This window comes from Novosphingobium sp. 9 (assembly GCF_025340265.1).
Lineage (GTDB): Bacteria > Pseudomonadota > Alphaproteobacteria > Sphingomonadales > Sphingomonadaceae > Novosphingobium.
Map to the genome: position 1 here is coordinate 131,845 of NZ_CP022707.1, position 12,891 is coordinate 144,735.

The 12,891-nt window shown below is 67.5% G+C and carries 12 protein-coding genes; 10 read left to right on the forward strand and 2 right to left on the reverse strand.

Features of this window, described 5'->3' with window-relative positions:
• Positions 1 to 26 precede the first annotated feature (26 nt).
• On the reverse strand, positions 27 to 2,216 hold the full coding sequence (locus CI805_RS00610; protein ID WP_260925044.1) for a TonB-dependent siderophore receptor: 2,190 nt from the start codon (positions 2,214 to 2,216) through the stop codon (positions 27 to 29).
• Positions 2,217 to 2,492: 276 nt separating this feature from the next.
• Positions 2,493 to 3,317 (reverse strand): flagellin, encoded by an 825-nt coding sequence (locus tag CI805_RS00615; protein WP_260923104.1) that lies wholly within the window; start codon positions 3,315 to 3,317, stop codon positions 2,493 to 2,495.
• 350 nt (positions 3,318 to 3,667) lie between these two features.
• Between CI805_RS00615 and CI805_RS00620 the strand changes: the two genes are divergently transcribed.
• From CI805_RS00620 to fliL, 10 genes are read left to right on the forward strand one after another with little or no spacing between them, the layout of a single operon-like run.
• Positions 3,668 to 5,014, forward strand: coding sequence for a sigma-54 interaction domain-containing protein (locus CI805_RS00620; RefSeq protein WP_260925046.1), 1,347 nt, complete (start codon positions 3,668 to 3,670; stop codon positions 5,012 to 5,014).
• Positions 5,011 to 5,409, forward strand: coding sequence for a flagellar hook-basal body complex protein FliE (fliE, locus tag CI805_RS00625; RefSeq protein ID WP_260925055.1), 399 nt, complete (start codon positions 5,011 to 5,013; stop codon positions 5,407 to 5,409). Before CI805_RS00620 ends, fliE begins: the two co-directional genes overlap by 4 nt.
• A gap of 4 nt (positions 5,410 to 5,413) precedes the next feature.
• Positions 5,414 to 7,072, forward strand: coding sequence for a flagellar basal-body MS-ring/collar protein FliF (gene fliF / locus CI805_RS00630; RefSeq protein WP_260925057.1), 1,659 nt, complete (start codon positions 5,414 to 5,416; stop codon positions 7,070 to 7,072).
• Positions 7,069 to 7,623 carry a hypothetical protein gene (locus tag CI805_RS00635; protein ID WP_260925059.1) on the forward strand — a complete coding sequence of 185 codons (555 nt, stop codon included), beginning with the start codon at positions 7,069 to 7,071 and terminating at the stop codon, positions 7,621 to 7,623. Before fliF ends, CI805_RS00635 begins: the two co-directional genes overlap by 4 nt.
• Positions 7,605 to 8,084 (forward strand): FliG C-terminal domain-containing protein, encoded by a 480-nt coding sequence (locus CI805_RS00640; RefSeq protein WP_260925061.1) that lies wholly within the window; start codon positions 7,605 to 7,607, stop codon positions 8,082 to 8,084. The genes CI805_RS00635 and CI805_RS00640 overlap by 19 nt, the downstream gene beginning before the upstream one ends.
• Positions 8,077 to 8,718, forward strand: a complete 642-nt coding sequence (locus tag CI805_RS00645) for a flagellar assembly protein FliH (RefSeq protein WP_260925062.1) — start codon at positions 8,077 to 8,079, stop codon at positions 8,716 to 8,718. Before CI805_RS00640 ends, CI805_RS00645 begins: the two co-directional genes overlap by 8 nt.
• Before the next feature lie 10 nt (positions 8,719 to 8,728).
• A complete protein-coding gene (locus tag CI805_RS00650; protein WP_409934913.1) occupies positions 8,729 to 10,078 on the forward strand; it encodes a FliI/YscN family ATPase in 1,350 nt (449 codons plus the stop codon).
• 22 nt (positions 10,079 to 10,100) lie between these two features.
• A complete protein-coding gene (locus CI805_RS00655) occupies positions 10,101 to 10,544 on the forward strand; it encodes a hypothetical protein (protein ID WP_260925063.1) in 444 nt (147 codons plus the stop codon).
• Positions 10,545 to 10,580: 36 nt separating this feature from the next.
• Complete coding sequence (locus CI805_RS00660; protein ID WP_260925065.1) at positions 10,581 to 12,260, forward strand: hypothetical protein; 1,680 nt, start codon at positions 10,581 to 10,583, stop codon at positions 12,258 to 12,260.
• A gap of 31 nt (positions 12,261 to 12,291) precedes the next feature.
• Positions 12,292 to 12,882 (forward strand): flagellar basal body-associated protein FliL, encoded by a 591-nt coding sequence (gene fliL / locus CI805_RS00665; RefSeq protein ID WP_260925067.1) that lies wholly within the window; start codon positions 12,292 to 12,294, stop codon positions 12,880 to 12,882.
• Positions 12,883 to 12,891 lie beyond the last annotated feature (9 nt).

The following is a 12,891-nucleotide window of genomic DNA, read 5'->3' on the forward strand; positions in this document are numbered from 1 at the left end:
TTCGGTCACTCGAAGTGCCGGAAGGCTTACCAGGTGAAGCCGATGGTGCCCATCACCGTGCGGCGCTGGCCGTACCAGCACCAGCCATAGGCCGCGTAGCAGCTGGTCAGGTACTTCTTGTCAAAGATATTGGTGGCATTCACGCCCACCGTGACGCCCTGCAAGGTGTTGCTGAGCTTGCCGAGATTGAAGCGCGCCAGTGCGTCGAACACGGTGTAGCCCGGCGTATAGATCGAGTTTCCGGCATAGACTTCATCGACATGACGGACCACGCCGCCGATCTTGAAGCCCGCCAGCACGCTGTCTTCCGGTGCCGACCAGTTGATGTTCGCCGAAGTGCCGCCCTTGCCGACGACGGCCAGCCCCTTGCCGACGTTGTCGGGGTTGGTGTCCTTGATCGTCTTCACGCTCTGGCGGCTGAACGCCAGATGGAAGTCGAAGCCGTAGGGCAGCGAGCCCGAAGCCTCGACCTCGACGCCCTGCGAACGGACCTTGCCGCTCTGGGTGACGTAGTTGGTCGGCGCAGGGGCCGTGACGACCAGATTGCTCTGGTCGATGTGGAAGTACGCCGCCGACATCAGGATATCGGTGCCGGGAATCTGATACTTGGCACCAGCCTCGATCTGCTTGCCAGTGGTCGGCTTGGCGATGGAGAGATCGGACAGCACGCTCGTGTTGGGCTGGAACGAGGTGGAGTAGCTCACATAAGGCGAAATGCCCAGGCTGGTCTTGTACAGCGCGGCCACACGATAGGTGAACTTGTGATCGTGCTGGAGACTGGAGGTGGTAACGCCCGAGGTGGTCGTCTGCACCGCGCCGCGAGCCCAGTCATAGCGACCGCTGGCGAGCACGCGCAGACCGCCAACCGAGATCTGGTCCTGCGCATAGATGCCCTGCTGGCGCTGCTGTGCCTTGGACAGGCTCGGCGTCGCGTAACCGTCGAGGTCGTAATTCAGCACATGGTACGGATCGCTCGGCGTCGCGGTGGTGCCATAGACCGGATCGTAGGGGTTGATGTCCGTCGCACCGCCGAAGGCGTAAAGCTCGCTCGAATGCGCGACCTGCCGGTCCACACCGAACAGCAGCTTGTGCTCAACCGGGCCGGTGTTGACGGTGCCGGTCAGCTGGTTGTCGTACGTGAACGTGTTCAACTGCTCTGCTGTCGCATAGGAATAGCGCGTGTAATCGGTGTCGCTGAGATAGCCGCCGCCCGTGTAGACGATGCCGAGGTCGCTCTTCACATACTGGTAGCGCGCCGCCGAGCGGAACTTCCAGCCACCGCCGAAGTCGTGGTTGAAGATGTACGTCAGGCCGAACTGCTCGCGGCTGAAGTAGTCGTCCGGCTCACCGCCGTAGAACTTCGTCGAAATCTTGCCTTCCGGATTGGCGGTCAGCGTGCCGTATTCCGGGAACACGCCGTAGTTGCCGTTGAACGGATCGTGCGAATAGGCGGCCAGCACCGTGAAGTCGGTCGAGGTGCCGGCGCCCAGCGTGACCGCGCCCGACACGGTTTCGCGACGGCGCTTGCCCTCGCCCATGGTCTGCTGGTCGTCCGCACCGTTGGCGCTGCCGTAAAGGCGCCACAGCACGCCGTTGCCGATCTTGCCGCCCACGTCGGCATCGACGCGGTACTGGTTGTAGGTGCCATAGGAACCTGCAACGGCGCCGTAGAACTCCTTGTCGATCGGCAGCTTGCTCTGCTCGTTGACGAGTCCGCCTGGGCTCGATGCACCATAGAGCGACGAGGACGCGCCCTTGATCACTTCGATGCGATCGAGACGCGACATGTCCACCTGCGGCACGGCGTAACCGGTGGCGCTACCGTACTGCTTCAGGCCATCGAGATAGGTATCAACGTCAAAGCCACGCAGCTTGAACTGGTCGTAGACTTCGGCCGAAGCACCGCGGGTTTCCGGCGTGACACCGGCCACGAAGCGCAGCGCCTGATTGAGGTTCTGGATACCCAGATCAGCGATTCGCTTGGAATCGATCACCGAAACCGACTGCGGCGTTTCCGCGATCGGCAGATCGGTCTTGGTGCTCGAACTGGCCTCGGTGATGGGGCGTGCCCCGGTGACGACGATCGACTCGCGCTGATCGCTATCCGGCGCAGCGGCATCGGCGGCATCTGCCAGCGCCGGGCTAGCCAGTGCGAAAGTTGCGAGACAGGCCGCCGCACTGGTCAGAAGCCGGGTGCGGGCGAGATTCTTCGACATCGGGATACCTTCCGTTACAAATTCGTAAGGCGCCCCTACTGCTATTGAGAACGCCTCTCAATGGCTGGTATCCGAAAATGATTTGCAGTTGCCATTGCGCAACAGCTGGCCCCTTTGCCATCACCGCCATTCGGACCAATGCAAACGGGCCGGGAGGGTTTGGGGAAACCCGCCCGGCCCGCGACCCGCCGCTTTGCGGCAGGCCGGGGTACTTCTTTGGTATGCCGTGCTTTTGCAGCGCCTCGATGCGACCCGAAGCGGCTCTCTTTCAGCCTGTCAGCGCAGCAGCGAGAGGACGTTCTGCTGGCTCTGGTTGGCCTGCGAGAGCATCGCGGTGGAGGCTTGCGAGAGGATCTGGGCCTTGGCCATCGCGGTGGTTTCGGTCGAATAGTCGGCATCCTCGATGCGCGATTTCGCGTCCGAGAGGTTGGTGCTGTTGCTGGTCAGCGTGTTGATCGCCGATTCGAGGCGGTTCTGGCCTGCGCCCAGCGAGGCGCGGGTGGCGTTCACGTCGTCGAGCGCGTTGCCCACGCTGGTCATCGTCGCGGCTGCCTTGGTCGCGTCCGAAACGTCGAGCGCGGCGGCGGTCAGGTTGGTGCCGTCGATCGCGGTGCTGGTCAGCGTCACCTTTTCACCCGCATTGGCGCCGGTCTGGATATCGAAGGTCTTGTCGGTGCCTGCCGTGGTCGAGAACAGCGCGTTGCCGTTGAACTTGGTCTGCGTCATCACGTCCGAGATCTGCGCCGTCAGCGCCGTCACTTCCGACTGCATCGCCGTGCGGTCCGAGGCCTGATAGGTGCCCGAGGCCGACTGCACCGCCAGTTCGCGGACCCGCTGGAGCATGTTGGTGACTTCCGACAGCGCGCCCTCGGCGGTCTGCGCCAGCGAGATGCCGTCGTTGGCGTTGCGGATGCCCTGGCTCATGCCTTTGATCTGCGAGGTCATCGAGGTGGAGATCGCCAGACCCGCCGCGTCGTCCTTGGCCGAGTTGATCCGCTTGCCGGTCGACAGCCGCTCCATCGCCGTGCCCAGCGCCTTGTCCGCCGCTGCCGACGCATTGCTTGCCCGAATCGCCGAAATGTTCGTGTTGATCACTGACATGATAAATTACCCTTTGATAAGTCTGGAAAATCGCTTCGCGGCGACCCCGGACCATCCGGCAGCACCGTCACCAGCCAGACCGGCAGGGCGCGTCGGTTTTTAAGCAGGGTCGGTCGATTTTTTTGGCAGGATGCCCCGATGCGCCTTTGTACGGCCTCCACGATCCTGCCGCCTGCAAACGGCAAAACCCTGCCGCTGCAATCCTTTGCCAACATCCCGCGCGATCACCCGCAAGCGCGCGCATCCTTTCTCCTACGGGCAAACCCGAGGGGTAGGGTTTTCAAAAGATTGGCCATTCGCGCGCATACCCGAGTCCGGAACCTGGTACATTCCAACGAGGACTTGGGACTATGGTCGATACAGCCTTCGACACCGAAAAATCCTGGAGCATCTCGCGCGAGCATGGGCCGCTCGCCCGCCGCGCGGCGGGGATCGCCGCCTCGCTCTACGACATTGCCGCCATCGACCTGCGTGACGCGGAACAACACCGCCCGGCACGCCCGCGCAGCCGCGTGGTCGGTCTGGCGCGCGGATCGAAACCGGCGCTTACCCGCGAGGGCGGCAACCGCATCCTGCTGACCTATGCCGACCCCGCCAGTGAGGGCGCGCTCGCGCTCGTGCTCGCCGCGCTCGCCGGGCCGCAGGAGCCGATCGCCGCCGATCCGCAGAGCCTTGCCGTCTTCGCGCTGGCCGAGCGGCTCGCCGCCAGCGACATTCCCGTGCTGATCAACGGCCCCACCGGCACCGGCAAGGAAGTGCTCAGCCGCTTCATCCATGCCCGCAGCCCCCGCGCCGACAAGCCGTTCATCGCGGTCAACTGCGCCGCGATGCCCGAAACGATGCTGGAGGCCATGCTGTTCGGCCACCAGAAAGGCGCCTTCACCGGCGCGACGGCGGCGTCCGAAGGCTTCATGCGCGCGGCGGACGGCGGCACGCTGCTGCTCGACGAGATCGCCGAGATGCCGCTGACGCTTCAGGCCAAGCTGCTGCGCGCGTTGCAGGAGCAGGAGGTGGTCCCCGTGGGCGCCAGCCGCGCGATCAAGGTGGACGTGCGGATCATCGCCTGCGCCAACCGCGACCTGCCCACCGAAGTCGCCGAAGGACGGTTCCGCGCCGACCTGTTCTATCGCCTCAACGTCTTCCCGCTCCAGCTGGCGCCGTTGCGCGAACGGGCGGACGACATCGCCCCGCTCGCCTGCGCGATGGTGCTACGGCATTCGCAGGATCGGGCGCATGACCCCAAGGCCATCCCCTGCCTGTCCGAAGCCTCGCTGGCATTGCTCAAGCTGCATTCGTGGCCCGGCAACGTGCGCGAACTGGAGAACGTCATCCGCCGCGCGCTGCTGCTGGCGCAAGGCTCCGCGCTGATCGAGCCCGAGCATATCGTGTTCGACCGCCCGGCGCGGCTGGTCCAGCCTTTCGCATCCTCGCCCTTCACCGCGCCACTGGTAGAGCTTCCCGCCAGCCCCGAGCACGCCAACGCCGAAAGCAGCAACACCGGCAGGGATCACAACCTCGCCAGCGTGGTCCAGACCTCGCAAGCGCGGGTGATCCTCGAAGTGCTGGAAGCCTGCGGCGGCAACCGCCTGCGCGCCGCGCGCGAACTGGGCATTTCCGAGCGCACGCTGCGCTATCGCCTCGCCTCGATGCGCGAGGCCGGGATCGAGGTCGGCCGCATGGCCGGTAGCGCCCGATGAGCGGCACTTCGGGAATAGGCGGGCTCGGTGCGGGCGGCGGCATCCAGCAGATTCTGGCGATGCGCCAGCAGATCATTGCCCGCTCCGACCTCCTCCAGCAGTTGCATGCTTCCAAGGATGCCAGCCAGACCGGACAGGCCGGGGCCTCGCAATCCGTCGGAGGCACCAGCCCTTCCGGCGGGTTCGCGGATTCGCTGAAATCCGCACTCGATGGTGTCAGCGGCGTGCAGAACCGCGCCGAGGATCTCTCCACCGCCTACGAGCGCGGCGAAGTGACCGACGTCGCCAAGGTCATGCTCGCCCGGCAGGAAGCCGGGGTCGCGTTCGAGGTGACACTCCAGGTCCGCAACAAGCTGCTGTCCGCCTATCAGGACATCATGAGGATGGGCGTCTGACCCTATGGCCGATATCGTTCCTGCCACCACCGGCCCCGCGATCTCCTTTCCCGGAGGTGGTTCGGTACTGACGCGCGTTTCGGGCTTCACCGCGCAGCCTGCGGTCAGGAAGATGCTGCCCGCCTTCGTCGGCCTTGCCGCGATCGGCGGCGCGCTCCTGGCGTGGTCGATGCTGAGCCCCTCGCCGCAACGCACGCTCTATTCACAGCTCGACGACAGCGAGCGCGCCAGCGTTGCCGCCGCGCTGGAGCAGGCGGGGATCACGTACATCATCGACAACCAGTCCGGCGCGCTGACCGTGCCCGAAGGCGACTATTACAAGGCGCGCATGCTGGTCGCCTCGGACGGCGCGCTCGCCGCGCCCGAAAGCGGCGATGCCATGCTCGACAAGCTGCCGATGGGCGCCAGCCGCACGCTGGAGGGTGAGCGGCTGCGCTCGGCGCGCGAGCACGACCTCCAGCTTTCGATCATGGAGATCGACGGGGTGGAAGCCGTCCGCGTCCATCTGGCACAGGGCGAAAGATCGGTGTTCGTGCGCGACAATACCCCGCCCAGCGCCTCGGTGATGGTGCGCCTGGCCCGTGGCCGCACTCTGAGCGATGGGCAGGTGCGCGCGATCGTCAACCTCGTTGCCGGATCGGTGCCGGGGCTGACCGCCGAGGCCGTGCGCGTGGTCGATCAGCACGGCGACCTGCTGTCCGATCCCGATGCTGGCAAGGACAGCGTGTTCGACCTGCAATCGCGCATGGAGGCCAAGCTGCGCGATCAGGTGGACCAGCTGCTCACGCCGATGCTGGGACAGGGCAACTTCTCGTCCGAGATCCAGGTCCAGCTGGACATGAACGAGATCACCTCGGCGCGGGAAAGCTACGACAAGGACGGCGTGGTGCGCTCGGAAACGCAACAGCAGTCGCAGAGCAGCGCGCCGGGACAGACAGGCGGCGTGCCGGGCGTGCTGTCGAACACGCCTCCACCCGCCACCCAGGTACAAGCCGCCCCGCCTCAGGGCACTGCTCCGCCTGCGCCCGGCGCCACACCTCCGAGCAACGGCGAAAGCAGCTCGACACGCAACTACGAACTGGGCCGTCAGGTCGAAGTGACCAACAACCACCCCGGCGACCTCAAGCGCATTTCGGTGGCCGTCGCGGTCAGCCGCGAGGCGATGAAGAACGGCAAGGCGACGGACGTCACCGACCTGCAACAGCTGATCTCCGCCGCCGTGGGCGCAGACACCCAGCGCGGCGATCAGGTGAAAGTCATCATGCGCACCTTCCAGCCGGACGAGACGGTCGCGCCCGCGTTCTACGAGACACCGTGGTTCGCCATCGTGGTACGCAACGTCGCCGCATTGCTGGCAGTGCTGCTGGTCCTGCTGCTCGGCGTGCGCCCGGCGCTGAAGGCGCTGCGCGGCGATGGTTCGTCGAAGAAGCAGGCAAAAGGCAGCAACCCCGCCGACATCGCCGCCGCCGCACTTTCTGCCCCGCAAGCTGTGCCGGTCCGCTCGACCGAGGGCGTGCAGGTCGATGTCTCGCGCGCCGATCTGCTGAGCGCGCAGGTCAACCTCGCCCAGCGGCTGGTCTCCGAAAAGCCCGAGCAGGCGGTGCAGGCGCTGCGCCAGATGCTGAAAGACCCGGCCGATGCCGGGGCGGCAGGTGCGCGATGAGCGAGCAGGCGGCGCTGACGGCGGACCTTACGGCGGATAAAGCCGCGATCATGGTGATGCTGCTGGACGAGGTGCATTCCGCGCGCATCCTCTCCGAACTCGACCCGCGCGAATTGCGGCTGCTGGGCGAGAAGATGGTCGCGCTGGGCGAGATCGGACCGGACGTGATCGCGGGCGCCATCACCGGCTTCGTCGAGACCAGCGAGGCGATGGGCATCACCGCGCACGCCCGGCGCGAGCAGGTCCACACGATGATGACGCGTGCAGTGGGCGAGGTGAAGGCTGACAACCTGATGCACCGCATTGCCCCCGAGGCGCCGCGCACCTCGCCGCTGGAACTCGCGCGCTGGCTGGTGCCGTCTGCCATCGTGCCGCTGATCGTGGGCGAGCATCCGCAGGTCATCGCCGTGCTGCTGGTGCAGCTGGAAGCCGAAATCGCGGCGCAAGTGCTTCACGCCCTGCCCGAGGCGGAGCAGGCCGAGATCGTCCACCGCGTTGCCACGCTCGGCCCGGTCGCCCCCATGCGCTGGCCATGCTCGACGACCTGCTGACCCGGCGCATCACCAAGTGCCATGGCCGTCAGGCGCTGACGATGGGTGGTGTGCGCGAGGCCGCGGGCATCATCAACGGCGTCGGCAAGCTGGTGGAAAAGCGGGTGATGGGCGAGATCGGCAAGGCCGACAAGAAGCTGGCCAGGCTGATCGAAGAGGAGATGTTCAAGTTCGAGCATCTCTTCGTGCTCGATCCGCAGGCGATGGGCGCGCTGCTGCGCGACACCCCGAACGAGACGCTGATCGATGCGCTGAAAGGCGTCTCCGAAGACGAGCGCGAGGTATTCTTCCGCGCCATGTCCAGCCGCGCCGCCGATGGCGTGAAGGACGAGATCGCCGCGCGCGGCCGGGTGAAGCTGGCCGATGTGGTCGCCGCGCAGAAAGCGGTGGTCGCCACCGCCCGTCGCCTCGCCACCGAAGGCGTGCTGGTGTTCGGTTCGGGAGACGACGACTATGTCTGACTTCGGGTTCCGCTTCACGCCCCGTCCCGTCTCGCTGTCGGGCGAGCTTACCGTTTCGCGCGGGTTCCGCGCCGACAACCGCTTCGATGCGTCGCCGCGCTTCACCACAGCGCGCCCGCTGCCCGAAGGCCAGCTGCCGCCGGGGATCGCGCCTGCGCCGCTCAGCGATCCGGTTGCCGATGCCTGGTCGCAGGGGTTCGAGGCGGGCTTCCATCAGGCCGCCGCCGAAGCCGCCGCGCAGCAGGCCGAGGCGGCGCAAGCGGTCGAAGCGCTCACCCTCGCCTTCGCGCGGATGAACACGCGGATGGAAGAGGAACTGCGCCTGCGCCTGCGCGAAACGGTCGCCGCGCTGTGCGAGGCCGCGATCGCGCCGATGACCCTCGATCCCGAAGCGCTCTCCCGCCGCGTCGCCAAGGCCGCAGGCATGCTGGCGCGCGCCGACGACGAGCGCGTGGTGCGCCTGCATCCCGAGGATCTGAAACTGGTGGCCGAGCGCCTCTCGCCCGACTGGAAGGTGGAGCCCGATCCTTCGCTGGAGCGCGGCACCGTGCGCGTCGAGGCCGCCTGCGGCGGCGTCGAGGACAGCCCCGCCCTGTGGCGCGAGGCGATCCGCGAAGCGCTCCACCAGTGCTGAATACGCGCCCATGCTGAGCACTTCTCAGAACGACATGCTCGGCACCCTGTTCGCCGAAATCGGCGAGACCGCGCTCGATCTGGCCCCGCGCCGCTACGGCGTCGTCACCGCCTGCGACGGCGGCCTGCTCGAAGTGATGGGCATTTCGGTGCCGGTCGGCGCGATCTGCCGCGTTGCCTATCGCCGCGAGAAGCCGCTGGCCGCCGAAGTCATCGGCTTTCGCGGCGGCAAGACGATGATGATGCTTCTGGGCGATACCGTCTCGCTGCGCCCCGGCGCCCGCGTGGTGCCCGAAGGCCGCCCCGGCATGCTGCCGGTGGGCGAGGCGTTCCTCGGCCGCGCGGTCGATGGTGAGGGCCACCCGATCGACGGCGGCCTGCCCATCGCCTGGCGCGACGAGGCCCCCGCAGGCGGCATCCGCGCCTCCGCGCTCGATCGCAGCCCGGTGCGCATTCCCTTCGATACCGGGGTGCGCTCGCTCAACGCGATGATCACCTTCGGCGTCGGCCAGCGCGTGGGGGTGATGGCGGGATCGGGCGTCGGCAAGTCGGTGCTGATCGACATGATCGCGCGCGGTGCCGCCAAGGCCAGGGGCGCCGAAGCGATCGTCGTCGGCCTGATCGGCGAACGCGCGCGCGAGGTATCCGATTTCGTCGAGCGGCACATGGAGGGCGAAATCCGCCACCGGACCGCCATCGTCGCCGTGCCTGCCGACCACGCGCCCAACTTGCGCCTGCGCGGGGCGATGCTGGCGACCGCCATGGCCGAGCACTTCCGCGCGCAGGGCAAGGGCGTGCTGCTGATCCTCGACAGCCTCACCCGCGTCGCCCATGCCGCGCGCGAGATCGGGCTCCTCCTGGGCGAGCCGGGCGCGGCGCGGGGCTATCCGCCCTCGGCACTGGCGACGATCACCAAGCTGGTCGAGCGGGCGGGCAACTCGAAAGCCAGCGGCGGCTCGATCACCGGGCTCTACACGGTGCTGGCGGACGGCGACAACCAGGACGATCCGGTGGTCGATACCGCCCGCGCGATCCTCGACGGGCACATCGCGCTCTCGCGCGAACTGGCGCAGCGCGGGCAGTACCCGGCAGTGGACATCGCCGCCTCGCTCAGCCGGGTGATGAACGATATCGTACCCGTCGAGCACCGGCGGCTTGCAGGCACGTTCCGCGCGCTCACCGCCAGTTACGAGGCGAACCGCGATCTGGTGCTGATGGGCGCCTATCGCGCCGGGGCCGACCCGCAGCTCGACCGCGCCATCGCCATGCAGGCCAGCCTCACCCAGTTCCTGAAACAGGATGCCGACGAGACGATCGATCTTGCCACCAGCGCCAGCCAGCTCGCCGGGCTGCTGTCATGATGCATTGGCACGAGGTGCTGTCATGAGCCGTGAGGCACGCGCCAAGCTGGCCCGGCTGCACCGGCTGGAAAAGGTCCGCGCAGTGGCCAAGCGGACCGCCATGCTGGAGGCGGCGGCAGCGGAAGGCACGCTGGGCCAGCTGCGCGCGCTGAGCGAACGCACGCAGGCCATGGCGCAAGGCTATGCCAGCCGCACGGACATGGCCGACGGAGCTTCTCTGGTGCGTCTCGGGGCGTTTGTGTCCGGTCTGAACCGGCTTGTGAAAAGCACCGAGCACGACACGCAACGCGCCCAGAACATTGCCGATTCCCGGATGAAACAGCTGGGCGAGGCGGAACGCCGTCGTGCCGCCGTGGAGGAACGCGCCCAGCTTCAGGCCCGCCTGATCGCCCGCACCACCCAGCCGCAAGTGCTGGGCGGCATGCGTAAAAGCAGCGCCGAGGAATCTGGCACGGATCGTGAATAGCATCGGTCTCGACTGACCCCAAGGACCTGTGCGCACATGATCTCCTCGCCCTCGCCTGCCCTGCCGTCCCTTCCCGGCGCCAATCTGCTGAAAGCAGGCGTGAAAGCCGGTCCGGCAGAGGGCCTTCCAGCGCCCGCAGGATCGTCCGCAGGCACCGCGCCGCTCGATTTTTCGCAGGTTCTGGACGCCAGCGCACCGGCTCCGACAAAGATCGGCGGCAATGCTTTGCAGGCCGCTCCCGTCGAACCTGCTGCCGAACCTGCCGCGAAGATTCCGCCTGCCCCCGCCCCCGAAAGCGCGGCCCCGAAGGCAAGCCCTGCGGAGCCTTCCGGCAAGGGCGGCAAGATCTTGCCGGGGCGCGAAAAAGTCGCGGCAAACGCGATACGGGAGGCGGAGCAGAACAGGTCCGCCGAGAAGCCCTCTGGCAAAACGACAGACAAGATATCGCACGGGATATCGGGCGAAACGCCGATTGCCGCACCGCAGATGGCGAACAGCGAGACGCCGACCCCAGTGCCGGAACCTTCGCTCCCCGAAAATCCGCAGCCTGCCGCGAACACCGGGACCGCAGGAGCGCTGGCGCTGCTTCAGACCCGAAACGCGCGCGCGCCCATGGTCGCGACGGCGGCTCCGACGTCCCCTTCCACGCCGTCGCCGATCCGTGCGGCCCCGCCTGCCGCAGTGCCCGCTGTGGTGCCTACCGCGAATACCGGGCCTGTCGCCCTGCCGCTGCAATTGCCCGAGGCTCCGCCGGAAGGCCGTGCTCCGAACATCCCTGCACCAACCGGCCTTCCGCCTTCCGCACAGCCTGTCGCCATGGAGCAAGGCCGTACTGCGGACATGCCGGAGGTACGGCTGACCGCGCCGGTCGTCGCACCGGGTCCCGCCCCGATGACCGCGACCTCGGAAATGCTGAAGGCAGGCGCCCGTCCCCTGCCGGAAGTGACTACTGCTGCTGTCCCGCAAGCGCCGGAAGCCCCCGTCGATGCCCCGATAGCGCAGACGCCGTCCGCACCGATGTCGGTGTCCTCGACGGCCACACAGGACGTGCCATCAGCGCCATCACGCCCGCATGACCCCGAACCTGCCACCGATCCCGTCACGACGGCGCCGCTGGCAAGCGCCCCCGCTCCAACTCTCGCACCCACCACGGCACCGACGACCATCGCCCCCTCGCCCGAAGCCCCGCAGGACTTCGCCACGCTGGTCCAGAGGCTCAACGAAGCGCGCGAGGCGGTGACGCCGCAGGTCGTGCAGACCGCGCTGGTCCATGCCGAGTTCGGGCGCGTGAACCTGGCCCTGCGCCACGAGGACGGCGGGCTCAGCGTCACCATGGCCAGCCTCGACCCGACGTTTGCGCCCGCCGTTCAGGCCGCGCTCGCCGCCGGAGCCGATACCGCGCGCGAGCGGATGCAGGGCGAGGCGCAGCAGCAGGCGCCCTCGCGCCACGGCAGCGAACCGCGCGGCGAGAGCAACCAACAACGGCAGGATGGCAATGCGACCTCCGGCGGCGGTTCTGCGTCCGCCCACGGCGCCCCGTCCGGCAATACCGCCGCCTCGAACAGCGGCCAGCAGCAGCGCGACACCGCGCGCGGGAACGCTGCGGCGGACACCCGCCCGGCGCGCAACGGTGGCTCCGGCACCGGCTTCCCCGGCAGCGACACCGCGCCGTCTTCGCCCCGCAGCGGCCCGCTGGCCAGCGGCCTCTACGCCTGACCTCCCCTGTTTTTCATGAAGGATACCGATCGTGAGTGACGCCGCCCCTCAGGACGACAAGCCTGCCAAGAAGAAGAGCAAGCTGCCGCTGCTGCTGGGCGCGCTCGTCCTGCTCGGCGTGGGCGGCGGCGGGGCCTATGGGGCGATGCAGGTCGGGCTGCTGGGCGGTGGCGAGCACGGCAAGGTCAAGGAACCGGACGTTCCCAAGCTCATCCGCAAGGGGGAGGAAGACCCCTATGCCCCCAAGGCCGAAGGCGGCGAGGAAGGCGGCGGCGCGGAAGTCGAGGGCGAAGGCGGCGACGAATACCGCGTCGCCTATTACACTTTCGCGGACGAGTTCACCTCGAATCTCAAGGGCTCGGATGCGCTGGTGCAGGTCTCGCTCGCCTGCTCCACCCGGCGTGACGGACGCGTGCTGATGTGGCTGAAGAAGCACGAACTGGCGATCCGCTCGCGCCTGCTGGCGGTCCTCGCCGACACCACCGAGGACGAGATCACCACCGTCGAGGGCAAGGACCGCCTGCAAAAGCGGATGACCGCCGAAATCAACACGGTGCTGAAGCAGAACGAGGGCTTCGGCGGCGTCGATGCGGTCTACTTCCGCAATTTCATCATCCAGTGATGCCCCGGT